Origin of the sequence: Paenibacillus sp. BIC5C1, from assembly GCF_032399705.1 — a bacterium.
GTDB lineage: Bacteria > Bacillota > Bacilli > Paenibacillales > Paenibacillaceae > Paenibacillus > Paenibacillus taichungensis_A.
Genome location: NZ_CP135922.1, coordinates 5,911,190 through 5,934,406, shown reverse-complemented (window position 1 = coordinate 5,934,406; position 23,217 = coordinate 5,911,190). Strand labels below are relative to the sequence as shown.

Here is a 23,217-nt window from a genome sequence, read left to right as displayed (position 1 = left end):
ATGATAATCAATTCCAGGGAAGAACACAACGTTGGATTGATATTCAGTTGAATATAAACGCGCAAGAAGGCTTATTTCTTCATACGTCGAGGTAAGAAGAAGGCACTCATCAGAGAAAGTATCAGCAGTAAAAGTAATACGCCTCCAAGTACACCAATTCCCGAAAACAGGATCTGTCCCCAATCTGGTGTATACAAAAATAATTCTGGTTTGGCACCGGTTTGGAACAAAACAGGCCATTCTGAACCACCCATCATTGGCAACCACAACAAAAGTACAAGTATGGGTGCGATGAGAGCGTGGATTGCTCTCGCAAACAGAAAGGGGCCATATCTCATGGGTGTGTTGCTCAGGACACTCATGATCTGGGCATGGACGGATAATCCTCCCCAGGAGAGGACAAATGCAACAGCAGCAGCTTTGTACACGAGCGGAATGGAAATGCCTGCCGCTCCTGCTTCTTTGGCCCCCAAAGTGACTTCGAATAAACCCCCTACGAGACTGTGAGATAAGGCAGGGGGGAATCCTGTATATAGAAGCAGTTGTTCCGTAATAGCGTATAACCCGCCTAGCCATCCAGTTTGAACGAGTAATTCCATCATAACGGAGAAGAATACAACTAACCCACCTACGATAATAATAAGGCGAAGGGATGAGGAAACTGCCTGGCGCAGCAATTCACCAAATGCCCGTCCATCCGCCTTTCTTGCCTCGTGCATGGCATTAATGGCTCGGAGAAGTCTGTTTCTGTGCACCTCTTCAGAGGCGGAGGGAGAGTCGTTGATCAACTGTTTATCCTTTACGGGGACGTTGCCATGGAACCGCATAAGCAGGCCTACAAGAAATGCAGCACCATAATGTGATATGACCAGTATGGGAGCAATAGCTACATTATGAAAAAAACCGACCGATACGGCTCCAATCATGAAGATGGGATCGGATGATGTGGTGAAAGCAACGAGGCGTTCACCTTCTTCCCGAGTAACCAATTTTTGTTCCCATAATTGTGCGGTCAATTTGGCTCCAGTGGGATAACCGGAAGCGCAGCTGACGGCAAACACAAAGCCACCACTTCCGGGAACGCGAAATAGCGGACGCATCAATGGATTTAAGAGTGTACCCAAAAAATGAACAATGCCAAAGCCGAGAAGCAGCTCGGAAAGCACCAGAAAGGGAAAAAGGGAGGGAAACAGCACGTCCCACCAAATGGATAGTCCGCGTACACCTGCATGCCAGGTTTCTGCAGGAAACAGCACCATCAACACACACAGGATCAGGAGAGCTAGTGGAATCAGGACATGGGTGATTCGTTGTGAAGCGGCCATGAATTCTTCTCCTTTATTTTTGGAATGGTCAGTGTGCAGCAGATCGCTGGTTCTTTTGCCATCAATATATGAGACAAAGCGGACAAACAGTACAAATTAATGTTTGGAAAGCGCTTGCAAAAGTGGCTGTGTTTTTAAAAGATGTATGCTAAAATGATAAAAACGCCTGGACGTCACCTATTTACCTAGAAGGTGGAATTAAATCGGATGGAGTGATGATTATGAGTCTTGTCACCGGAATCCTGGTTTGTGCTTTTGTTTATGTTATACGTGCCTCGCTCGTGCGCTCTGAAGAAGAGGATTGGCGAAGTTATTGATGAAATATCTGGTGCGCCAAACCTCTTGTTTGGCGCTTTTTTTGTGTCTTCAGTACGAGATAGACCTGGATGAGTCATGGCTATGTGGTACCATAAGCCTTTCATGTTATATAGGACTTTTGGGATTTTTTTGATAGAATGAAGATAAAGGTGTTCGTGGCCTTGTTCTTCAATCTCCTTTCATAATTAAGCATGGGAGTGTAATATATGTCAAAATTCGACATCTGAAAGGAGGGGAAGACGGAAATGAATCCTAGTTTGAGCATCTACGACAATCTTGGTGGAGAGGCAGGCGTTCGCGCGCTGGTTGAAGCTTTTTATCCGATTGTTCAGCAGAATGAGAAGCTGGCACCTCTTTTTCCAGAGGATATTCAGCCGGTAATCGACAAGCAATACATGTTTTTGTCTCAGTTCTTCGGTGGTCCTGCATTGTTTTCCGAGGCTTTTGGTCATCCGATGATGCGTGCACGTCATATGCACTTTGAAGTGACTGTTGAACGGGCAGAAGCCTGGCTGGCATGTATGGATCAGGCGTTGACACAAGTTGGTGTGGAAGAGCCGTTGCATTCTTTCGTCCTGCAGCGATTGTCGGGGCCAGCGCACCATTTTGTGAATACACCTTAGTTCCGATTACAAGCTTATGGGAGAGGGATGGAATGAGTGGAATTAGAGCCTCTGTATAAGGTAAAGGTGAAGTGTCATTATTGCGAGAACGAGTATGATACCTCACGTGTAAGACCAAGCTTAAAACGGCCATATCGGACGGATTCTGATTTTTGCGCTTACTACAAGCGGGAGAATCCGGATTTCTATGTTGTTCGCATCTGTCCCGAGTGTGGTTTCGCTTCGACGGAGAATTCGACGGAACAATTGAACGATAAACAACGAAAGGCTTTTAAGGAGCAGATCGGTAATCGGTTGGTGAAACGTGACTATAGCGGAGCGAGGACGCTGGAACAGGCGATGGATTCATACAAGCTTGGCTTGCTGTGTGCGCAGGTTATTCAGGAGAAGGATCGTGTCGTTGCCGGTTTGCTGCATCATATTGCCTGGCTGTATCGTTATATGGAGGATCATACCCAGGAAAACCGTTTTCTTGAATTTAGCCTTGAGGCTTATGTAAAGGTTTATGAACGGGAAGGTACTGGTGGGAATGAAGCCAAGCTTCTTTATCTGTTGGGAGAGTTGAACCGCAGGGTAGGTCGATTCCATGAGGCTGTAAAATGGTTCGGCAGAGTTATTCATGACAAGCGCATTACCGATGCAGCCATGATTCGTGCTTCGCGAGAACAGTGGGCATTACTGCGGGAACAGATGATTTCGAGCAAGGTGGAATTGCCAGATGAAATGATTGAAGCAGACAAAGAGGCTGCGAAACGCAGCCCCATTTGATAAGTGAGAGTTGTTCTCTAATTGCGGACAGGACGACTGGACAGCAAGTAATCACTATCGTTGTCGATTACAGTCATGCTGGCATTACAACAAGGAAAGACCAGTAATTTCTTTTTGCCTTCGCGAATGCGTACAAGCTCCTTTGGTTTGAGTGGCAGCAGTACATTGTTTGCATGGCAGTACGGACATTGCTGTACATAAATGTCCCCCATTACAATATCGTAAGGCCAGCTGTTCTCAAAGGGAATCATTCTTGCTCGCCTTCTGTAGTGGCAGGTTTAGCCGCTTCTTCTTTGGCCAATTCGGCGATTTTCTGCATCAGGATATGCTGCGGCATATGCATCAGATGTTCGAGGGGAACACCCAGAGATTCTGCTAATTTGACGGCTGTGTCAGCCGAGACTTGTAAAGGTTTCATACGATTACCTCCTGAAAATAGCTTAAACTATTTCTCTAGTATAGAGATATAGCGCTTATAAAACCAGTTCTAATTCAAGGTTAATTATCCATTCTACTGAGAGAGGTGCCTTATTTAAATGAAAACACCATTACAACCCGTCTGGGATCTGGAGTCCATTTTTAGTGGAGGTTCTGCCTCTGAGTCATTCGCTGCGTATCTGATTGAGCTGGAGCAGGATGTACGCAAGCTGCAAGCCCTTTTGAAAGATACACCTGCACCCAAGTCTCTGGAAGAAACGAATGCGTTTGATCCGATCCTTGAACTGCTGCAGAGCTGTTATATCCGAATTTCGGAAGGGTCGGCATTTGTGTCCTGTCTTTCTTCACAAAACCAAAATGATAAAAAAGCAGTCCAGCTTCAGGGAACTATTAGTTCTCTTGCCGCGATGCTGAATAGTGCCAAGTCCCAATTCGATAATACACTTAGCCAGACGACAGACTCTGTATGGGAAGCGTGGATTGCTCGGGAAGATGTTCAGCCGCTTGCCTTTGCACTGAACGAGAGCCGCACGCTAGCTCGTGAGAAACTGTCACCTGAACTTGAAGGTCTTGCGCTGGATCTCGGCGTAGATGGTTACCATGGGTGGGGCAAATTCTATAACACCATTGTAAGCAAGGTTAACATCCCATTTGAACAAAATGGTGAAACGGTGATGTTATCCGCAGGTCAGGCTGCGAATAAGCTGAGCGACAGTGACCGAAATGTGCGCGAGACTGTATTCGCTAACTGGGAACAGGCTTGGACGGATGTCGAAGACTTCTGCGCAGATACCTTAAACCATCTCGCCGGTTTCCGTCTCAAATTGTATGAGAAGCGCGGCTGGGATGACATTCTAAAGGAACCTTTGGCGATCAACCGCATGTCGCGCCAGACGCTCGATACGATGTGGAATGTGATTAATGGAGCGAAACCTGCTTTGGTTCGATATTTGGAGCGCAAGGCGAAACTGCTTGGTGTAGAGAAACTCAGCTGGAGTGACGTAGATGCACCAGTAGGCAAGTCGGGTGGAAAAGTCACATATGACGAGGCAGCCATCAATATTGTTGATCAATTCGCCAAGTTCAGTCCCAAACTTTCCAAATTTGCAGAGATGGCGTTTGAGAAACGTTGGATTGAAGCAGAGGACCGTGCTGGCAAGCGTCCAGGAGGGTTCTGTACCTCCTTACCACTCAGCAAAGCAACACGTATTTTCATGACCTTCTCTGGGACGCCGTCGAATGTGTCGACACTTGCTCATGAACTTGGTCACGGATATCATCAGCACATTATGGAAGAACTGCCAGCCTTGAATCAACGCTACGCCATGAATGTGGCGGAAACGGCATCTACCTTTGCTGAGCTGATTGTAGCCGATGCTCTGGTTCAAGCAGCAACGGATAAGCAAGAGAAGCTAGCTCTGCTCGAAGACAAGATTCAACGAAGCGTTGCGTTCTTCATGAATATTCACGCTCGTTTCCTGTTCGAAAATCGGTTCTATGAGCAACGCAAACAAGGTTTGGTGAATGCAGATGAGTTGTCCAAACTGATGGTGGAAGCACAGCAAGAAGCGTTCTGTGGTGCACTAGCATCCGATCATCCGCATTTCTGGGCATCCAAGCTGCATTTCTATCTGACAGGTGTACCTTTCTACAACTTCCCTTATACGTTCGGTTATATGTTCAGTGCAGGCATCTATGCCAGAGCGCAGGAGGAAGGTACAGCATTTGCCGATAAATACGATGATTTGCTACGAGATACGGGCCGAATGACGGTAGAAGAACTGGCACAGAAACATCTGGGTACAGATCTCACACAACCGGATTTCTGGCAAAATGCTGCGAACCTGGTCATTGCCGATATTGATCAATTTCTTGAGATGACAGAATCCGCAAAATAGTATTCCTATATATGTAATGGGGCTGCAATCCTGTGTAAATGTACACGGGATTGCAGCCTTTTTAAGTGTTTTTTAAAGCTAAGCTCCTGCTAAATATTTTGTCGCAATTGAGAGAAATAACTCGCTAAAAGGACGCAAAATGGCAATTAATTGTGCAAATCATAGTCATAATTACCCAAGTTTGTTTGACTTTGTTGAATGACCACATTTGTTGTCATATAATGAGTCGTAAGTCCTTGTTTTGAAGGATGAAGTGCATAAAGGAGGAGCGTTATGGTAAAAATTGACCAGCTTTCATTAGCACGACAGTTGGATCTGGTGTTCAAAGAGCTTGATCATGAATTATCAGGGTTAGATTCAGGTGTGGTATTTGTGCAAATACGAAATAATGTAATTGGGAAGTTTGGAATTCGACATAATCCGATAACCGGACGTGACGGTCAAATGGAAGTGGAGGACGGTGGATTAAACGAAATCCAGCGCTCTTCTTTCCGCGCAATGGCACTGGAGACTTTGAAATTCAAGCGAAATTGGACTCATGGAGAAATTGCATATGATTTTACAGTAAGACAAGGCATGATTCTGGTTGATGCCACGATGGAGTCCAACTATAATATGGCGAACCTGATGATTCGTTATCCAAGAACCAATACATACATGGATTCAGGCATGGAGTCGTCTTCATAATTGTGATGAGCGAGCACACAGGAAAGCGGCACTTCAGAGGAAGGCCGCTTTTTGTTCTTGCATATAGGAGCACGAATTACGAGCTTACGAACGACCCGATAATTGCTGCTCAGCGATTTGGACCAGACGTTTAGTGATGTAACCACCCAGAGAACCTGTCTCACGGGAAGTGTAGTTACCGTAGTAACCGTCTTGGGGAATTGTTACACCCAGCTCTTGTGCAGCTTCAATTTTCAATTGTTGCAAAGCTGCAGTTGCTTGAGGAACAACCAGATTGTTTGAAGAGTTTCTGTTTCCTTGGTTTTGACCTCCGTACATGTGTGTCACCTCCTTATGGCTTGGTGATGTTAGTATGGTTAGAGAATGAGGAAATATGCATGATATGGCGTAAGGCAAAATTTGGATATAAAAGATGAGATATAACATGAAAAAAGCCGACCCAGTATGGATCGGCTACGCAAAAGAAAAGGAAAAAGTAGGAGCTATGTCCCATAGAAGTCGCCTGAGAGTACAAGATTCTACTCGGTTGGCGGTACAATCTCAATACGTGTAAAAAGTTCAACGGGCTGTTCTGGTTCCAGACGAATCAGTCCCGTTTGCTCGTCTGTTAAATTCAAATTGGGTGCATCAGGAAGCCAGGTATAAGGTTCAATGCATAGAAATTGGTCGGATTCGCCCTTTGTAAAGAGGACCCAATGTTTGAAATATGCTTCATCCGCTGAATAATTAAGCGTGTATCCATCCTGTCTGCGCAAGTGAGCTACTGCTGGCTGCCCTTCGGCAGCTTTTAAAATGGTATCCCAGTTTCGTCCTTGCATGTTCATGCCTTCGTTCAAAGAAGACCATTCTCCGAGAGATTCAATCTGGCCTGTAGGCAGTTGTTCTTCATTCTGAGCGTAAATTCCGGACACAGGAAGTTGAAGTGACCATTCGGCAGGTTTGCCGTCAAGTAGAAACCATGTATGATATCCCATTCCAAAAGGAGCAGGAGTAGAGCTCAGATTGGTCACACGCAGACGCTGGCTTAACACCGCGTTTTGAAGTCTGAACGTCATCTCAAGCTTCAAAGGAATTGGAAATTGAGCCATCCAATGCTCTTCATTTTCAGTTAATAATTCCGTTGTAATTGCACAGCCATCTTCATCTTCTTCGATGTCGCTGACACACCAGGACTGGCTGCGGTGGAGACCGTGAATATGGTTGTCATTGGCCGTATTCTGATCGAATTGGTAATGAACTCCCTCATATTCGAATTGTCCTCGATGAATGCGGCCTGGCGGAACAAGAAGCGGAACGCCGAAGTGATACGGCTTCTGCAAATAAAAGGCAAGTTCATCTTCTTCCGGACTGCGAACGACATCGCGGCCCTGCACCAAATCGCGAATCGAGATAATATTATTTCCAAGACGCGGCAGCAGGGTAATCTCCAATTCACGGCTATGTAGGATATACGTGTCGTAACCATTCCATTGGCCTTTGGTCACTTGTTTCATATCGATGCTCCTTTTCCCACTTGAAATCTGTCTGCAAACGGCCAGCTCTAACTGCCGTAGCAGGCGTGTCATTGTGTACATGCCACTTATCCCATTAGCATACCGAATGAATGCTGGTGATTAGGATAAGCAATTCCATCATAACAGATTTCAGTGAAGTGGGTAAAAAAAGCTATTCCCATTTTGACATTCTGGTCCGCGCGGATTAAGATGGTATCTTGAACGATGTGTTTTATCCAGTGAATGATAACAAAGCGATGACAGGGACAAGTAAGCCAAGAGAACTCTCTTCAGAAAGCCGGTGGGTGATGTGAACCGGTGTGAACTCTTTACCGAATGGACCCTTGAGTGCTGGCTTGAACAGGCGATGTCTGAAGTTTGGACTACCCTTAGTAGAATCGGACGTATACTCCACGTTACGGAGAAATGAAGGCATTTCTTCTACATGATCTAATCAGGTCTAGATGAATGGAGAAATGCGAATAAGGGTGGCACCACGGTCTCACGTCCCTTGCGGATGTGAGGCCTTTTTGCGTTCGCGGAGAAACAGGAACAAACAAATAAGGAGGCATTCTGTAAAATGAAAACAGTACTTTCGGGCATTCAGCCGAGTGGCAAGCTCACATTGGGCAACTACATCGGAGCAATTAAAAACTTTGTGAAATTGCAGCATGACTACCAATGTCACTTCATGGTGGTTGATCTTCACGCTGTAACGGTAGCTCAAGAGCCAGCAGCGCTGCGTGAGCAATCTGAGGCGGTAGCTGCCTTGTTTATCGCAGCTGGAATCGATCCTACGAAATCCAATGTGTTTCTGCAATCTCATGTACCGCAGCACGCGGAATTGGGCTGGTTGATGACTACACTTACATCAATGGGCGAGCTTGAACGCATGACTCAGTTTAAGGACAAATCATCGGGTAAAGATTCCGTTGGCGCTGGGCTGTTTGTCTATCCTTCATTAATGGCTGCTGATATTTTGCTGTATAATGCTGATCTTGTGCCGGTAGGCGAAGACCAAAAGCAGCATTTGGAACTGACACGTGATCTGGCGGGACGCTTTAACCATCGTTATGGTGAGTATTTCACGATTCCAGACCCGTATATTCCACAGGTGGGTGCTCGTGTAATGTCACTGGATGATGCTTCTTCCAAAATGAGCAAAAGTAATCCCAATGCAGGCAGCTACATCGCCTTGCTTGATCCGCCAGATGTGATTCGTAAAAAAATTAGCCGTGCTACAACCGACTCCGGTCGTGAAGTTGTATATGATCCGGCAAACAAACCTGAAGTCAGCAACCTGATGAGTATCTATGCTGAATGCGCAGGTCTGTCATTGAAAGAAGTAGCGGAGCGCTATGAAGGTAAAATGTATGGTCCGTTCAAAAAAGAACTGGCTGAAGTGGTTGTATCCGTTATTGAACCTTTACAGGAACGGTATCGTGAAATTCGTGAATCTGGCGAATTGGCCGATATTTTGGAAACTTCAGCTCGCCGCGCAGAAGCGGTGGCTTCCCAGACACTTAATGCGGTTAAAGAACGTATGGGGTTTGTTCCTAGACGTACGTTGTAATAGGACGAGGCAAGTGAATTAAAGTAAAAGAATTGTTCACATAATAAAGAGGAGCCCTGATAGGGCTCCTCTTTATTATCGTTTCGTACTATCCTATGAAGTTTACCGGGGTTAAGAAGCTGTTTCTGAGGTAGTACGTGCTTCACGACGCTCTTTCTTTGCGCGAATAACGAATCCCCAACCGATGTTGGCAACAGACACGACAAACAGCAGCGTAGCCAACCAGCCGGAGTAAGAGATCATAATCGCCGTAACCGCTAACAACATAATCGAAGAGAATGCAAACCATAGCGATAAACCTTTGCTCATTGGGAAAAACCTCCATATAGATATTTGATGAAATTCCGTATAACCTGAAGCACACGAGCCATAATAATCTTGCAAGCTTGCAATTACATTACAGACACAGATTGAAGGGAGATTTTAAATATGGCTCAAGGATCTCGTTCTAACAACTTGGTGGTACCTCAAGCAAACTCAGCACTGCAACAATTGAAAATCGAAGCTGCACAAGAACTGGGTGTAACTATCCCACAAGACGGTTACTACGGTAACTACACTTCCCGTGAGACAGGATCTCTGGGCGGATACATCACCAAACGTCTGGTACAAATCGCTGAGCAGTCTCTGGCTGGGTCTGGCAAATAATTATTATAACCAAAAAGCAATAAGCAGAAGCCCGGAGCGGAAACGCTCCGGGCTTTCTCGCGTATTCGTTCCTATGTCTGATTGTGCCTTTCCATGCACCTTTCGTCAAGAGCGTGCGGATAAAAGTTTTTTATCCATTTTCTCGTCACTTAACCAGCCGACATAGGTATCAATCGTTTCGAAATTTCGATCCATAACGACTACAGCGACAAATGGATATTGTTTGCGGTGTCGATAACGCACATCAGCCCAGCGAACCTTGTATCCAGCTGGTAATTCTTCCACCTCTGCAACAGCATAGGAGGTGAAATACAGAAATGCAGTGACTTCAGGAGATTTGCGTGAAGCGGCGACAGCTGCGTGAGTGGACGATGAAGCATGGAGATTCCAGGTTAGGACGGAATGATCCATTTTGCCAATCTCATAACTGCCATCTTCATGTCTTTTCACCACATGCCATCGGTTCCAGGATATCGTTGGGATGACCATGTAATGAGCCTCTGAATTATTTTTGTCGAGCCGCTTCACCTGTCTCACAGCCATAGCACGTGCCATAGTTCTCCATACATAATACAGGCCAATCAAAATATACAGTGAAACAAAGAGTGGAGCAGGGGCGATCAGATCGAAAGCCCATAGCAATATGGCCAGCACATGTGTGGTGAACAGAAATGGATCAAAAATATGAATGATGTTCCAGGCAATCCAGCGTTCTGTAAAAGGCCGTGCTGCCTGAGTTCCATAGGTATTGAACAAATCGGTAAAAACGTGAACGCCTACGGCGACAGCAGTCCAGGCCGCGACGTGTCCAATAGCGACACCCGGAAAGATCAGTGCAATGACACCGGTGATGAGCAGAACCCATAACAGGAGAAATGGCAGTGAATGGGACATGCCCCGGTGATTCCGGATGTAGAGCGAGTTGCTTTTGAGACGTAACGCAGTATCGATGTCAGGAGCCTGCGAGCCTGCAATGGTGCCTACCATGACCGCAGCTGCGAGCATGGGACTCGTCGCGACAACAGGATCGACATAAGCCAGACCGGCCAAACCAATCCCCATGACAAAATGTGTAGAAGTATCCATAAACGTCTCCTTTGTGTGGTGTATCTTTAATGCGAGTTGTCTCTCTATCTAGGTGATACCCATATATAGTGTATATTATCCGCCTACCGGGAAGCAAAACACCCTAATTTCCAAAGATATGACAAGAACCTGCTCAATTGACAGCAATTGTACGAGCATTGTCAAACTCTTTTTCCTTTTCCTGTGATAAACTTTATATCGGAGGCAGAGAGAAAAACCTCCATGAGATCAAGAAGAAGGGGGATTCACAAGCGTGGACAATCCATTGAGATACCAGGCTTCTTCCGATTCGGCAACACGATCTGCGCCTCCGATGAAATCAGGGACGTGGAAAGATTTTATCCATATTACGAAACCGGGCATTCTTCGAACCAACCTTATTGCGGTTTTTGGTGGCTTTTGGCTTGCATCACAGTGGGACGTCAATTACAGCAAGATGCTGTTAACCCTACTTGGAACGGTACTGATTATGGCTTCTTCTTGTGTATTTAACAATTACTTTGACCGTGAACTTGATCTCAAAATGGAACGTACCCGCAACAGGTCCTTACCAACAGGACGTTTAACACCCAAAGTTGTTTTATCCTATGCCATTATTTTGGGTGTGATTGGATTATCCGTACTCTTTTCCTTCTCCGGGGTACTTGCCGGATTATGCGGCATTTTTGGCATGTTTGTCTATGTGATTATGTACACCCTTTGGTTAAAACGTTCGTCGACATGGAGCACCTCCATAGGTGGTCTGTCTGGTGCAATGCCGCCAGTCATCGGGTATGTCGCAGTAACCGGACGTATGGATCTTGGTGCATGGCTTCTTCTGGCTATGTTGTTTTTATGGCAGCCCCCACACTTCTGGGCGCTCGCGATCCGCAGGGTGGAAGATTATCGGGCTGGTGGATTTCCACTATTACCGGTAGTAAAGGGTATTGAACGGACCAAGATTCAGATGCTTCCTTATCTGGTTTTGCAAATCTTTGTCCCGGTCCTCATGTATGCTTACGGGTATGCAGGAATCTTCTATCTTACTGTCTCACTGATACTTTCTGTTCTGTGGCTGTACTACGCACTTAAAGGTTTTCGTGCACAAAATACAGATGCCTGGGCCAAAAAGGTCTTCCTTTACTCCATTAACTATCTATCTTTGAGTTTTATATTGATGATTCTGGATACAGTGCACAAATGAGCAGCATGAAATGCTTTAATAAACATTAGATGGGCACGGGGCCGTGGATCCGTTACAATAACTAGGGGGACCTTTGTCGTTTAGGTTCTTCGTATACATATGCATCAAAGTGGTAAGGGAATGAGGAAATGCCATTGAAAATACGATCCAGAGTCCATAATTTATAGAGAACTGTTCAAAGTTTATGTATGCGTATTCATATGATCTGATATCGGAAGGGACGATAATGATGCTGAAAAAATATAAATGGACATGGATGCTGCTAGGGCTTGCGCTGATTATGGCGGTGTATTTAATGTGGGGCACCGTATTTGCCAGCAAGGAAAAGTTACCCGAAATTCGGGAGATTCAATCCTTCTCGATGGAAAATGTGGATGGAAGCACAGTGTCTCTGGATGATACCAAAGGCAAGGTGCGTTTGTTCTACTTTTATTTCACCAGTTGTCCGGATGTGTGCCCAATTACGACCTTTACGTTATCCCAAGTGCAGGATCTGTTGAAAGAGGACGATACCTTTGGGAAGGATGCTTCCTTTGTATCTATCTCGTTTGATCCGAAAGTGGATACAAAGGAGAAGATTAAAGAATTTGCAGATCGATTCCATGCGGATTATGAAGGTTGGTATTTCCTGCGGGGGGATATGGATCAAACGAAGCAGCTCGCCAAGGATTCATTCCAGATCCTCATTGAAGGTGAGAACAAGGACGATTTTGCCCATATGAACATGATTGGATTGGTGGATCGAAATAATCAATTGCGCAAGGTATATAACGCGTTTAATACAGAGGATGTTGAACCAGCTGTCATTGCGGAAGACATTCGCAATCTGATTAAGGAATAGAGATGTGTCATAATAACAAATCAATAAAGAGGCTGCTTCCTGGGTTGAATGAATACCCCGGCGAGCAGCCTCTTACGGTTTAAAACGATGGGAATTCAGGATATTGGATATACGATTCCAATCCGGCTTTTTCCAGCTGGGCGATGATATATTCGTCGGGAGTTCCCTCCACACCCGCATAACCACGTCGTGTATACATCTGTACTGCGTCCGGGAAGGCATCTCGCAGCACACCCCTGATTTTTTTACCTGAACTGTCATTATCCATAAATAAGTAGACCTCATCGTAACCAACCTGTTTGCGCAGCGACTCAAGCTTGAGGGAATTCAGTGTTCCAAATGTGCACAAAATGTTGATTTCAGGTCCTACGAGACGTTTTAGTTTACTGCGGTCATTTTTACCTTCCACAATGACATGAATAGGCATCATATTCACCTCTTAATCAAGAGCTTATGTCGACATTCCCCGGGAAATGTTGCAGCGAAAATCGACTGGATTATATAAACTGGACCTTCTAATTCTTACACGAGCGACTACGCTGACAGAAACATCTTTAATTTCTAACTTCTTTTCCACATTCTAAACTGAATGTCTAAGTGGCCGTTCCGTTTTGGATCGTCCATTCCTAATGAGGATAATGAAGAAGAAAAAACTTAAAGATAAGAAGTCACTTCATTTGTGTGTAGAACATCAGTCCGTTTTATATAGTTTAGCTGTAAATGGGGGAATGATGCAAAGCCAAGAAAAATACAAGCCTTTCTGTTGTCAAAGGGTTTGAATATAGATTATCTAGATACGGTTAACCCAGTATGCTTTTGGGATCAGGCAAGGAAGCTTCACGTCTGGCAGTGAAATAAGGGAGCAGCATAATGCCGATCATCAATAATACAAAAGCAATGAAATACGGCGATAAACCGACACGAAGTTGTCCTGCTGTGATTGGACCGATGAAAGAACCGATGGAGGTAGCGATGGATTGTAATGAGAAGATACGCCCCAGCTTGTTTCCGCCGCTTAAATGAATAAAAAGTGTTGCCATGGCTGGGAAAATAATGCCCTTGGACATCCCCAGAACGAAAAGCACGGATGATAATGGAATTTGTGGTATGGCCGCCAGAGTAAAGAAACATAAAGACATCAGCAGTACACCTGCAATCAACCGCAGTTTTGGGGAATAACGATTGAGAAATAGCATACTCAGGGTAAATAGTGCTCCAATGCTGATAATGGAAAACAAAAGTCCGGTAGACATCATGGACGAATGGCCGCCTCCACGCAGAGGCAGTTCAAAAAAAAGAATTCCTTGAGCACAAGCAATGACAAGTGGCAGAGCAAAATATCGCCAAGATACGGGCAGGAATTTCCTTTTTTCTTCAACCAGGTTGATAGGCTTGGCGGGCTCGGTCACTTTCTCATGCTGAACTTCAGCGATGCCTTTGGGCATGGATAACCATGCGATAACACCTGACAGAATGAGCAGATAACCGAGACTCGCAAAGGTGGCGGAAAATCCTAAAGCTCCGACGATCAATGCGCCTGCGGCAGGCGATACCACGGATGCCAGCGTATGTACGACGCCATGGCCTGACATATACTTGCCTTGCTTGATTGGATCACTTGACAGTTGCGCAAGCAGTGCGAGACAGGCGGGAGACAGAAAAGCAAGTACAAACCCACTGATGGAGCGCAGGGCGAGCAGCTGCCATGGTGTATGGATTTGCGCCTGGATAAGCAAAATGATGCCTGCACCCAGCAAACTGAATACAATGTAACGACGACTGCCATGTTTGTCGATTTGAGTTCCCGCAATCAGATTGCCTGGGAGATGAGTCAAGGAGTAGATACCCATCATCCAGCCGATGAAGGTCGGGGCCGCCCCGAGCGAGATAGCGAAAGGGGTCAAGATTGGATACTGGGCGTGCAGATCAAAAACAGCAAGGAACAAAAATAGATATAGCCAGATGGCCGTTTTCACATAAGCCCCTCCTTGTTAAGCGATGCATGTTCAATAACTGGTCATGACGTGTTCCCCGTTCCTTGGACAGAACCTCATGGTACTACTTGTACGCCCGGCGGGACGAACTTAGACCGTTTATTTTTACATAGGAGGGCTTAGCTGACAGCAGCTTCGGAAATCATGTATAATATTCGGGAAGTGTTAATAATCAACTCTAATACGGAAGGTGTAGTCATGAACATAGAAGTAATCAAAGAGTTTGTGATGCAGAACTGGCTGGTGATTGTGGTTGCGTTGATCATTTTGTTCTTTGTTCTGAACGTGGTCAAAACCGTATTGAAATGGGCGATTGCCATCATCATTATTGCGGCTCTACTGATATACAGCGGCATCTCCATTGATCAGATCAAACAGACAGTTACTGACGTCCAATCGAGTACGATGGACACATTGAAGAAAGAAGCGACCAGCATGATGCTCAAGGAAGCTTCCAAAGCAACATACACCAAGGGACAGGATGGAGCATTTACCATCACAAGCCCCAATGTGGAGATTAAGGGTAGAACGAATTCGGATAAAGTCGATGTTACATTCCGGGGGATCTCAGTGGGTGAATGGAAGGTCGACAATGAAACGATACGAACTTTTGTCAAACAGGCACAGGAGAACGGAACAGCACCGGCTTCGTAGTAAAGGAGGAATGGATACGTGCTGCAAAGTTGGCTGGATAGTCTGAAAGAATTCAACGGCATAACGATTATGCTGCTGCTGATTGTGGCGGCTTCATTGCTTCAGGGGTGGTCCAGAGGTGCTTCACGTTCGGCAGGAAGACTCTTTGGATTCCTCATGGATGGCATTATGGCGGTCATTGGAATTCTGTTATCTATCGGTTTAACATTATGGCTTGCCCCATATGTTCAGCAATGGTTGTCTGTGCATGCGGCATACATGCCAAACCGTGAATTGAACCGATGGGAGCAGATGTATTATACATTGATTACGGCCATTGCTGATTTTCCGCTGATGCGGTTTGCCGTGTTGTTTGTGATTAGTTATGGCTTCATCCGATTGGTTCTCGGATTGCTCTCTTCCCTTATTTTCAGCAGAAGATACAATTCGGCAGAGCAAGAGAGCAGACCCAAAGGATTTTTCAGCCGTTTTACGGGTGCAGTGATTGGTACAGTTATTGGCTCCGTCCGCGGGATGATTGTGATTGCCGTGTTGTTCATGATTGTCAGTCTCTATCCGGGCAGCATGTTCAGTCGCTATGTAGAGGCTTCACCCATTTATATGCAAGGGGCCAAATCGGTCATAGAGCCATTATCAGGTACATTCATCAAGGACAAGCTGCCTGTATTTACGCAAGCCGTGCAAAAGGAACTTGGCGCGATCCTGCAACGCAAATATGAAGTCATTGACCATAACATTCCGGCGGATATTGAATCTGCGGCAAAAGAAATTGTGAAAGGTCAAACGACAGATGAAGCCAAAGCCAGGGCATTATATGATTGGGTAGGTTCTCGCATTCAATATGACTATGGCAAAGTGGATGACTATGAGCAAAAAGGCATATGGCATGAGCAGACGCCACAAAATACATTTGATACACGTCAAGGTGTATGTATCGATTACGCTCGTTTATATGCAGTCATGGCTCGTTCACAGGGTTTGGAAGTCAAAGTGGTTACAGGGCTTGGTTATAACGGGCAGGGTGGATATGGTCCACATGCATGGAATGAAATATATTTAAGTGATTCGGAAAGCTGGATTCCGCTTGACCCCACTTGGGCAATCAGTGGCGATTGGTTCAATCCTCCTAACTTTGCGGATACCCATCTGAAAGATCAATCAGCTTAACATTACGCCGGACATGGGTCCGGGAGATGACGACGTTGCCAGGTTATCATGCCGGGGCTGTACAGCCTGGACGGTATGCATCAAGTCATGAAAGAGGTAGGATGAATGAAAAATCATTCAAAAGAGAAGGACGAACTTACGGACAAGCGGCGCTTTAGTTACCGAATGAACGTATTTTTCTTCGCTTCCTTTGTTATTTTTAGCGTTATTATTGTACGGCTGGCATTTTTGCAATTCGTGGAAGGGCCTGAGCTCAGTCAGGAGGAAGCGAGCAACATTACCAAAGATGTACCGCTCGCGCCCGTGAGAGGAACCATCTATGATTCCACGGGTGAGGTGAAGCTGGCTTACTCCAAGCCGATTCAATCCTTGTATCTGACCTTATACAAAAATTATGGGGATGTGGATGGCAAGCCTAATCCGAATATAGCGGAAGTGGAGGACATTGCCACCCGGCTGCATGATGTTTTTGAGCAGTATAAGAAAAAGGATTCCGAGGCCCTTACGGTCGATAACATCTTAGAAGCAATGGACCTCAATTCGCGTAAAGCAAACGGGTTCATGCCACGTTTGATTAAGAGTGATCTGTCCGATGAGGAAGTAGCCTATTTTCTTCAGCACAAGGATGAATTCAAGGGAATTCAGATTGTAGAAGAAAGTGTGCGTTACTATGATCCGGATACGGTAGCCGTTCAGACGATTGGTTATCTCAAAAAGTTTAAAAGCTCCAAAACACTCAATAAATACAAAGAGGTTGATGAGGCCAATAAAAAGCAAACGGACCCAGGTCTTGTATATACCGAGAATGAGTTTGTTGGCTTCGATGGACTGGAACTGCAATATCAGGATGTTCTGCGGGGGAAAAGCGGTTATAACTCCGTGGACGTTGACTTGCGGAACTTGCCTGAAGGTGTAGCAGGCTCTACCCCACCTGAAAAAGGGTATGACCTGATTTCAACAATTAACAAAAATGTTCAGGTGAAAACGGAACAAGCGATACTGGATCAACTAAGCTGGCTGCATACACATCAGGTCTCCGGTAAGCTGCATCCCAATGCAAAAACAGGTTTTGCAGTCGCAATGGAAGTGGATACAGGGAAGATTGTTGCTGCTGCCAGTATGCCGGATTACGACACTAATGTGTGGAGAACTGGCGGTATAAGCACGGAAGATTACGACAAAATAAAATATATTTATCAAAATGGTACCATTCGTGGATTCCCGCCAGACGATTCAGGTAAACGGGCGGAATCTGTTGTATTGCTTGGTTCCACAATCAAACCGCTTAGTGTATTAATTGGTTTGAAGGAAGGTTTCTTCACGACCAATTCGGTTTATTCGGACAGAGGATCTACGACATTTGGGGGGGACAACCGCAGAGTACAGAACTCTTCCGGTCACGTATATGGTCTGTTGACTCCTCATGATGCGATTCGTCATTCTTCCAACGTGTTCATGATTGATGAAATCGGCAAGAAGCTGTACTCCAGGTATGGCGCCAAGGGAATTGGCGTATGGGACAAGTACATGGAGCAATTCGGTCTCGGTGTGTCTACAGGAGTAGACTTGCCAAATGAGAAGTCTGGTCTCAAAGAATATGAGAATGAATTGGAGAGTTCTTTAACACGTCTGGTATATGCTTCCTTTGGACAACAAGGGAAATATACAACAATGCAGCTGGCACAGTATGCTACGATGCTAGCGAATAAAGGAAAACGTATGGAGCCACAATTAGTCAGTGAGTTCCGTGATTCGCAAGGCAATGTGGTTGAGAAAATGAAACCGAAAGTGCTCAGCACAGTCGATTTTAATGATGCTTACTGGAATGAAGTACAGCGAGGCATGGCAACGGAGGTATCTTCATTTAGCGGTTTCCCTTATGACTTTGCCAGAAAAACAGGAACATCCACACAGTTAGTCGGAGGGAAATTGGTGGATAACGGGGTGTTTATTGCTTACGCACCGCGTAACAATCCGAAGCTGGCTGTAGCTGTGGTTATCCCTGAAGGGGGCTTCGGTTCCAGTAGTGCAGCACCAGTTGCACGTGCGATCTTCGATGCGTATGACGAAGAGTTTGGTCTGGACGGTGTACCGAAAAAAGATAAAAATAAGGAATCAGATACACAGTAATATAAGTCGCTGATTACAAAAGAAGGGACCCTTTCGAGGGTCCTTTTTACGTTTGCCACGACTAAGAGGCCACTTTCCCACAAGCTGCTGCAAATCAGTATGTAACAAACATCGTCCATGATACGTTTATATAAGAGAATGAAAATTAATTCAGGAGTAAAAAGAGTAACGATATGTCTGTATTGACATCGTTTCGAAAGAATCGGCATATGTCTCTTCTGTTTACGAAAATGTAACCAAAATCTGGAGGACATGGCAGATGACCTTTGATAGACTTGTAGAAGGAAAGGTATGTTATTTGAACCGAATGATGCAATATGATTGATGGATTAATCTACTTTTACATAAGAACGGAGAGGCTTATCCCATGTTTAACCGATTGAGGAAAAAGAAAATGTCCAATGAAGATACACCAGTCAACAACAAGCCGTCTAGTGTAAGAATGAATATGTTTTTTTTCGCTGCGTTTGTGATATTCAGTATCCTCATTTTTAGGTTGGCCTTTGTGCAATTTGTCGAGGGACCTGAACTGACCTATATGGAAACCAGCCGTAATACCAAAGATATTCCGCTTGCTCCTGTTCGGGGGCCAATCTATGATGCGACAGGGAAGGTCGCGCTGGCTTATTCGGAGCCTGTGCAGTCCCTCTATGTGTTGTTGTATGAGGATTATAGAAATGATGACCGCAAGCAGGAGGCGCAGGAACTTGCTGATGAATTGGCGGCTGTGTTTAAACAGTTTAATCCGGGGGACAAAGAACAACCAGATGCAGAAGAAATCATGAAGCGACTGGATTTGGATTATCAGAAGACTTTTGGGTATGTACCAAGGTTGGTTAAATCCGATTTAACAACCAAAGAGATTGCCTATTTCATGGAGAAAAAAGCAGAGTTTCCAGGCGTTATGGTCCTGGAGGAAAATGTCCGAAGATACGACCCAGATGGTGTAGCCGTTCAAGTGATTGGATATACAAGAGAATTCAAACGAGCGCCGGATACACTTAAAAAGTATAAAGCCATTCGGGAATCAGCAAGTACCCAGCGTGACCCGGGTCTTGTTTATCACGAAGAAGAGAAGGTAGGCTTTGACGGCCTGGAGCTACAATATCAAGAAGAACTTCGTGGACGAAGTGGCTACCAGTCCATTGATATTGATGCACGAAATTTGCCGGACGGGACGATGAATCTGACCCCACCTGAGAAGGGGTATAGTCTAATTACAACCATCAACAAGGAAATTCAGATGGTTGCACAACAAGCTATTACCGATGAATTGAGGAAGTTGCCAAAAGCAGTTACTGGATACGCTGTCGCTATGGAAGTGGATACAGGTAATGTGGTGGCAATGGCGAGTATGCCGGATTATGATCCGAATGACTGGGATTATGACAAGATCAAATACGTTTTTCGAAATGGAACGATGGCATCCTTCCCGCCGGATGATACAAAGAAACATACGGAATCCGTTGTTTTGCTAGGTTCCGTAATCAAGCCACTCAGTGTATTGATTGGATTAAAAGAAGGGTTATTCACGACGGGACAGACCTATCATGACCAGGGATATGCCATTTTGGGGAAAGACGGGAGACAAGTGAGGAACTCCCATTCTGCATATAATGGCAATATTACAGCGAGGCGGGCTATTGAGAAATCTTCCAATGCCTTTATGATTGATATGGTTGGCAAGAGACTTCTAAATAAGTATGGCTCGGATAAAGGGATTGATATTTGGCACGAGCACATGCAGGAATTTGGCTTGGGTGTATCAACTGGTGTTGACTTGCCTGGTGAATTCTTGGGTAGACTTGAGTATAAAAACAAAGATGAATCGGCTCTTACACGTCTCGCTTTTGCCTCATTTGGTCAGCAAGGTAAATATACAACGCTTCAACTTGCACAATATACGACAATGCTTGCCAACAAAGGCAAACGGATCGAACCTCATTTGGTGAAGGAAATCCGTGATGCAGATGGTAATGTGGTCAAGAAAATCAAACCAAAAGTGTTAAACGAGGTTGATTTTGCGGATGCATACTGGAATGAAGTGCATAAGGGTATGGTCACCAAAGTAAGTTCGTTTGAAGGTTTCCCCTACGATTATGCGAGAAAAACAGGAACCTCGGAGCAGGGAACAGGGCCGAACAAAAAGGAAAACGGAGTATTTATCGCATTTGCACCACGGGATAATCCGAAGCTGGCTATAGCGGTTGTTGTGCCCGAAGGTGGCTTTGGATCGGTCAGTGCGTCTCCGATTGCACGTAAAATTTTCGATGCTTACGATGAAGTGTATGGCCTTGATGGGACTCCAAAAGGGAAGAAAAACCAGGGGAAAGATACAGAGTAGTGATGAAGCAACTGAAAGAAAATAGGACAGAAGATAAGTCGAAAAGAAAACAGGTTAATTAAATCGCCAATATACTCATTTGGACAGGCAGGGGAAATTATCCCTTGCCTTTTTATTTTGCATCGGCTAAAATTTGCACAAGGGAAACATTATTAGTCTTGTATAAATTTTAATACCTTGTACAACAAAATTAGATGAGGACAATTATGTTAGGAGAGGGAAAGGGGCGGTTTGGATTGTTGATGGTGAAGATGAGGAGCATTCAGAGAGGGTTAATGACACTGACAGCTGTTGTTCTGGTTATCGTGCTAACAGCGTGCTCAAGTGCAGCGGAAACAGGAGGTAGTGAAGGGAAGGTACAGGTTACAGCAACAACAGGCATGATTGCGGATGTAGCGCGTGAAGTCGGCGGGGCATATGTTGATGTTACCGGGCTAATGGGCCCAGGGGTAGATCCTCACTTGTACAAGGCTTCGCAGGGAGATATTCGGAAGCTGGAGCAAGCGAAGGTCATTTTCTACAACGGGCTGCATCTTGAAGGAAAAATGACAGACATCTTGGAGAAAATGTCCAAGAGCAAAATAGTAACAGCTGTCACAGAAAACATTCCGGTGGATGAATTGCGATCAGGAAAAGATACAGGCGGAACGGAATACGATCCACACGTCTGGTTTGATGTTAGCCACTGGATGCATGCGGCAGAAGCTGTACGCGATACACTCGTGGAAGCAGATCCTGAACACGCAGAAGAATACAATGTACAAGCGGAGCAGTATCTAACGAAACTGGAGGCATTGGATTCAGAGGTGCGGGAAAAAATCCAGGAGATACCGGAAGCTAGCCGGGTATTGGTTACGGCGCATGATGCCTTTGGATACTTCGGCCAAGCTTATGACATGAAAGTGATGGGGCTCCAAGGAATCAGTACAGCAGCAGAGTATGGTGCGAGGGATGTCAGTGAGTTGCGAGATTACCTTGTGGAAAATAATATCAAAGCGGTATTTGTAGAATCCAGCGTTCCAGCAAAAGCGATGGAAGCGATTATTGCTGGGGCGGCCGAAAAAGGACATACCGTAAGTATTGGTGGTGAACTGTTCTCGGATGCGATGGGTGCTGAGGGAACAGAAGAAGGAACGTATATCGGCATGATCCGTCACAACACTCAGACGATTGTAGAGGCATTAAAATGAGAAATGATATGAAGAGAGGAGTGGACAGTGAGTATGAGCGATACAATTTTATCCGAAAAATCTCAATTACAATTAAATGCTAACCATCTGAAGGGAACACAACCTACATCAGCTCCGCTTAGTGTTAGGGACCTGGCGGTGGCTTACCATAAAAAGCCGGTGCTCAGTGGGGTATCTTTTGACATCCCGGAAGGTCAGCTAATTGGTATTCTTGGTCCCAATGGGGCGGGGAAATCAACCTTGATCAAAGCCGTTCTGGGACTAGTGCCTAAAATGCACGGCGAAGTGAAAATTTTTGGTCAGTCCTACCGAGAACAGCGTCGCCGAATCGGCTACGTACCTCAGCGAGAATCTGTTGATTGGGATTTCCCAACCCACGCCCTCGATGTTGTCATGATGGGGCGTTATGGACATCTGGGCTGGTTCCGCCGTCCAGGCAAAAAAGAACGGGATCTGGCAGCTCACTGTCTGGAGCAAGTGGGCATGGGTGATTATATGTACCGCCAGATCAGTCAGCTGTCCGGAGGACAGCAGCAGCGTGTCTTTCTGGCACGGGCACTGGTACAGGATGCGGAATTGTATTTCATGGATGAGCCGTTTGCAGGTGTGGACGCCACAACGGAAAAAGCTATCATTTCACTGTTGGAACAGTTGAAAAAGCAAGGGAAGACCGTACTTGTTGTTCACCATGATTTGGCAACAGTAGAGGAATATTTCGACCATGTGCTGCTGCTTAATGGACGGCTGGTTGCAGGTGGACCCACGAATGAAGTATTTGTTCCGGATACTTTGCAAGAGACGTATGGAGGCCGGATAGCGATGATCGGAAGCCGGTCGGAGAAAGGCCAGGTGTAGTG

General features: G+C 45.4%; 23 protein-coding genes and 1 other annotated feature. Of the genes, 14 read left to right on the top strand and 9 right to left on the bottom strand.

The window, feature by feature from the left end:
- Window positions 1–71: 71 nt before the first annotated feature.
- Window positions 72–1,325: a sporulation integral membrane protein YlbJ gene (gene ylbJ, locus RS891_RS26550; RefSeq protein ID WP_315793631.1), complete on the bottom strand. Its 1,254-nt coding sequence runs from the start codon at window positions 1,323–1,325 to the stop codon at window positions 72–74.
- 563 nt (window positions 1,326–1,888) lie between these two features.
- On the opposite strand from ylbJ, the gene RS891_RS26545 reads away from it, so the two are divergent.
- Both RS891_RS26545 and RS891_RS26540 read left to right on the top strand, forming a co-directional pair.
- Complete coding sequence (locus tag RS891_RS26545; protein WP_053783277.1) at window positions 1,889–2,266, top strand: globin domain-containing protein; 378 nt, start codon at window positions 1,889–1,891, stop codon at window positions 2,264–2,266.
- Between the two features lie 36 nt (window positions 2,267–2,302).
- On the top strand, window positions 2,303–3,034 hold the full coding sequence (locus tag RS891_RS26540) for a DUF2225 domain-containing protein (RefSeq protein WP_113056017.1): 732 nt from the start codon (window positions 2,303–2,305) through the stop codon (window positions 3,032–3,034).
- Window positions 3,035–3,051: 17 nt separating this feature from the next.
- Here RS891_RS26540 and RS891_RS26535 read toward each other — a convergent pair whose 3' ends face one another.
- Together RS891_RS26535 and RS891_RS26530 are read right to left on the bottom strand one after the other, a co-directional pair.
- Complete coding sequence (locus RS891_RS26535; RefSeq protein WP_063566143.1) at window positions 3,052–3,285, bottom strand: hypothetical protein; 234 nt, start codon at window positions 3,283–3,285, stop codon at window positions 3,052–3,054.
- Window positions 3,282–3,452 carry a YycC family protein gene (locus tag RS891_RS26530; protein ID WP_113056016.1) on the bottom strand — a complete coding sequence of 57 codons (171 nt, stop codon included), beginning with the start codon at window positions 3,450–3,452 and terminating at the stop codon, window positions 3,282–3,284. The genes RS891_RS26535 and RS891_RS26530 overlap by 4 nt, the downstream gene beginning before the upstream one ends.
- Before the next feature lie 118 nt (window positions 3,453–3,570).
- Here RS891_RS26530 and RS891_RS26525 point away from each other — a divergent pair, with 118 nt between their 5' ends.
- Together RS891_RS26525 and RS891_RS26520 are read left to right on the top strand one after the other, a co-directional pair.
- Window positions 3,571–5,370 carry a M3 family oligoendopeptidase gene (locus RS891_RS26525; protein WP_315793630.1) on the top strand — a complete coding sequence of 600 codons (1,800 nt, stop codon included), beginning with the start codon at window positions 3,571–3,573 and terminating at the stop codon, window positions 5,368–5,370.
- A 273-nt stretch (window positions 5,371–5,643) separates the two neighbouring features.
- Window positions 5,644–6,057 (top strand): O-methyltransferase, encoded by a 414-nt coding sequence (locus RS891_RS26520; RefSeq protein WP_113056014.1) that lies wholly within the window; start codon window positions 5,644–5,646, stop codon window positions 6,055–6,057.
- Window positions 6,058–6,141: 84 nt separating this feature from the next.
- Here the strand turns inward: RS891_RS26520 and RS891_RS26515 are convergent, their stop codons facing one another.
- Entirely contained in the window at window positions 6,142–6,375 is a 234-nt protein-coding gene (locus tag RS891_RS26515; protein WP_024634588.1) for an alpha/beta-type small acid-soluble spore protein, read from the bottom strand.
- A gap of 200 nt (window positions 6,376–6,575) precedes the next feature.
- Entirely contained in the window at window positions 6,576–7,550 is a 975-nt protein-coding gene (locus RS891_RS26510) for an aldose 1-epimerase (protein WP_113056013.1), read from the bottom strand.
- A 248-nt stretch (window positions 7,551–7,798) separates the two neighbouring features.
- Window positions 7,799–8,065 (top strand) — a binding site (T-box leader).
- 65 nt (window positions 8,066–8,130) lie between these two features.
- Here RS891_RS26510 and trpS point away from each other — a divergent pair.
- Window positions 8,131–9,123: a tryptophan--tRNA ligase gene (trpS, locus tag RS891_RS26505; RefSeq protein ID WP_072735502.1), complete on the top strand. Its 993-nt coding sequence runs from the start codon at window positions 8,131–8,133 to the stop codon at window positions 9,121–9,123.
- Between the two features lie 111 nt (window positions 9,124–9,234).
- Here trpS and RS891_RS26500 read toward each other — a convergent pair whose 3' ends face one another.
- Entirely contained in the window at window positions 9,235–9,432 is a 198-nt protein-coding gene (locus RS891_RS26500) for a hypothetical protein (RefSeq protein WP_063566137.1), read from the bottom strand.
- 120 nt (window positions 9,433–9,552) lie between these two features.
- Here RS891_RS26500 and RS891_RS26495 point away from each other — a divergent pair, with 120 nt between their 5' ends.
- Entirely contained in the window at window positions 9,553–9,771 is a 219-nt protein-coding gene (locus RS891_RS26495) for an alpha/beta-type small acid-soluble spore protein (RefSeq protein WP_017692386.1), read from the top strand.
- A gap of 105 nt (window positions 9,772–9,876) precedes the next feature.
- Here the strand turns inward: RS891_RS26495 and RS891_RS26490 are convergent, their stop codons facing one another.
- Window positions 9,877–10,857, bottom strand: coding sequence for a metal-dependent hydrolase (locus RS891_RS26490; protein WP_315793629.1), 981 nt, complete (start codon window positions 10,855–10,857; stop codon window positions 9,877–9,879).
- Window positions 10,858–11,110: 253 nt separating this feature from the next.
- Here RS891_RS26490 and cyoE point away from each other — a divergent pair, with 253 nt between their 5' ends.
- Both cyoE and RS891_RS26480 read left to right on the top strand, forming a co-directional pair.
- Window positions 11,111–12,040, top strand: coding sequence for a heme o synthase (gene cyoE, locus RS891_RS26485; protein WP_113056011.1), 930 nt, complete (start codon window positions 11,111–11,113; stop codon window positions 12,038–12,040).
- A gap of 229 nt (window positions 12,041–12,269) precedes the next feature.
- Window positions 12,270–12,881 (top strand): SCO family protein, encoded by a 612-nt coding sequence (locus RS891_RS26480; RefSeq protein WP_181586763.1) that lies wholly within the window; start codon window positions 12,270–12,272, stop codon window positions 12,879–12,881.
- 79 nt (window positions 12,882–12,960) lie between these two features.
- Here the strand turns inward: RS891_RS26480 and RS891_RS26475 are convergent, their stop codons facing one another.
- Window positions 12,961–13,308 (bottom strand): toprim domain-containing protein, encoded by a 348-nt coding sequence (locus RS891_RS26475; protein ID WP_024631255.1) that lies wholly within the window; start codon window positions 13,306–13,308, stop codon window positions 12,961–12,963.
- 373 nt (window positions 13,309–13,681) lie between these two features.
- The gene (locus tag RS891_RS26470) at window positions 13,682–14,857 is read right to left on the bottom strand and encodes an MFS transporter (RefSeq protein WP_113056010.1); all 1,176 of its coding nucleotides are present in this window, start codon (window positions 14,855–14,857) and stop codon (window positions 13,682–13,684) included.
- A gap of 216 nt (window positions 14,858–15,073) precedes the next feature.
- Between RS891_RS26470 and RS891_RS26465 the strand changes: the two genes are divergently transcribed.
- The 6 genes from RS891_RS26465 (at window position 15,074) to RS891_RS26440 (ending at window position 23,215) form a co-directional block, all read left to right on the top strand.
- Window positions 15,074–15,529: an ATPase gene (locus RS891_RS26465; protein WP_076290926.1), complete on the top strand. Its 456-nt coding sequence runs from the start codon at window positions 15,074–15,076 to the stop codon at window positions 15,527–15,529.
- A gap of 69 nt (window positions 15,530–15,598) precedes the next feature.
- A complete protein-coding gene (locus RS891_RS26460; RefSeq protein ID WP_397386973.1) occupies window positions 15,599–16,696 on the top strand; it encodes a transglutaminase domain-containing protein in 1,098 nt (365 codons plus the stop codon).
- A 105-nt stretch (window positions 16,697–16,801) separates the two neighbouring features.
- Window positions 16,802–18,826, top strand: coding sequence for a peptidoglycan D,D-transpeptidase FtsI family protein (locus RS891_RS26455; RefSeq protein WP_315793627.1), 2,025 nt, complete (start codon window positions 16,802–16,804; stop codon window positions 18,824–18,826).
- A 367-nt stretch (window positions 18,827–19,193) separates the two neighbouring features.
- Entirely contained in the window at window positions 19,194–21,170 is a 1,977-nt protein-coding gene (locus tag RS891_RS26450) for a peptidoglycan D,D-transpeptidase FtsI family protein (RefSeq protein ID WP_397386868.1), read from the top strand.
- 206 nt (window positions 21,171–21,376) lie between these two features.
- On the top strand, window positions 21,377–22,360 hold the full coding sequence (locus RS891_RS26445; protein WP_315793626.1) for a metal ABC transporter solute-binding protein, Zn/Mn family: 984 nt from the start codon (window positions 21,377–21,379) through the stop codon (window positions 22,358–22,360).
- A gap of 33 nt (window positions 22,361–22,393) precedes the next feature.
- Window positions 22,394–23,215 carry a metal ABC transporter ATP-binding protein gene (locus RS891_RS26440; RefSeq protein ID WP_315793625.1) on the top strand — a complete coding sequence of 274 codons (822 nt, stop codon included), beginning with the start codon at window positions 22,394–22,396 and terminating at the stop codon, window positions 23,213–23,215.
- Window positions 23,216–23,217: the final 2 nt, after the last annotated feature.

Excerpts from the sequence above, each read along its gene's own strand:
- ylbJ (WP_315793631.1), bottom strand. The coding sequence starts at position 1,325 with ATGGCCGCTTCACAACGAATCACCCATGTCCTGATTCCACTAGCTCTC.
- RS891_RS26545 (WP_053783277.1), top strand. The coding sequence starts at position 1,889 with ATGAATCCTAGTTTGAGCATCTACGACAATCTTGGTGGAGAGGCAGGC.
- RS891_RS26535 (WP_063566143.1), bottom strand. The coding sequence starts at position 3,285 with ATGATTCCCTTTGAGAACAGCTGGCCTTACGATATTGTAATGGGGGAC.
- RS891_RS26530 (WP_113056016.1), bottom strand. The coding sequence starts at position 3,452 with ATGAAACCTTTACAAGTCTCGGCTGACACAGCCGTCAAATTAGCAGAA.
- RS891_RS26525 (WP_315793630.1), top strand. The coding sequence starts at position 3,571 with ATGAAAACACCATTACAACCCGTCTGGGATCTGGAGTCCATTTTTAGT.
- RS891_RS26520 (WP_113056014.1), top strand. The coding sequence starts at position 5,644 with ATGGTAAAAATTGACCAGCTTTCATTAGCACGACAGTTGGATCTGGTG.
- RS891_RS26515 (WP_024634588.1), bottom strand. The coding sequence starts at position 6,375 with ATGTACGGAGGTCAAAACCAAGGAAACAGAAACTCTTCAAACAATCTG.
- RS891_RS26510 (WP_113056013.1), bottom strand. The coding sequence starts at position 7,550 with ATGAAACAAGTGACCAAAGGCCAATGGAATGGTTACGACACGTATATC.
- trpS (WP_072735502.1), top strand. The coding sequence starts at position 8,131 with ATGAAAACAGTACTTTCGGGCATTCAGCCGAGTGGCAAGCTCACATTG.
- RS891_RS26500 (WP_063566137.1), bottom strand. The coding sequence starts at position 9,432 with ATGAGCAAAGGTTTATCGCTATGGTTTGCATTCTCTTCGATTATGTTG.
- RS891_RS26495 (WP_017692386.1), top strand. The coding sequence starts at position 9,553 with ATGGCTCAAGGATCTCGTTCTAACAACTTGGTGGTACCTCAAGCAAAC.
- RS891_RS26490 (WP_315793629.1), bottom strand. The coding sequence starts at position 10,857 with ATGGATACTTCTACACATTTTGTCATGGGGATTGGTTTGGCCGGTCTG.
- RS891_RS26480 (WP_181586763.1), top strand. The coding sequence starts at position 12,270 with ATGCTGAAAAAATATAAATGGACATGGATGCTGCTAGGGCTTGCGCTG.
- RS891_RS26475 (WP_024631255.1), bottom strand. The coding sequence starts at position 13,308 with ATGCCTATTCATGTCATTGTGGAAGGTAAAAATGACCGCAGTAAACTA.
- RS891_RS26465 (WP_076290926.1), top strand. The coding sequence starts at position 15,074 with ATGAACATAGAAGTAATCAAAGAGTTTGTGATGCAGAACTGGCTGGTG.
- RS891_RS26460 (WP_397386973.1), top strand. The coding sequence starts at position 15,599 with ATGCTGCTGCTGATTGTGGCGGCTTCATTGCTTCAGGGGTGGTCCAGA.
- RS891_RS26455 (WP_315793627.1), top strand. The coding sequence starts at position 16,802 with ATGAAAAATCATTCAAAAGAGAAGGACGAACTTACGGACAAGCGGCGC.
- RS891_RS26450 (WP_397386868.1), top strand. The coding sequence starts at position 19,194 with ATGTTTAACCGATTGAGGAAAAAGAAAATGTCCAATGAAGATACACCA.
- RS891_RS26445 (WP_315793626.1), top strand. The coding sequence starts at position 21,377 with ATGTTAGGAGAGGGAAAGGGGCGGTTTGGATTGTTGATGGTGAAGATG.
- RS891_RS26440 (WP_315793625.1), top strand. The coding sequence starts at position 22,394 with ATGAGCGATACAATTTTATCCGAAAAATCTCAATTACAATTAAATGCT.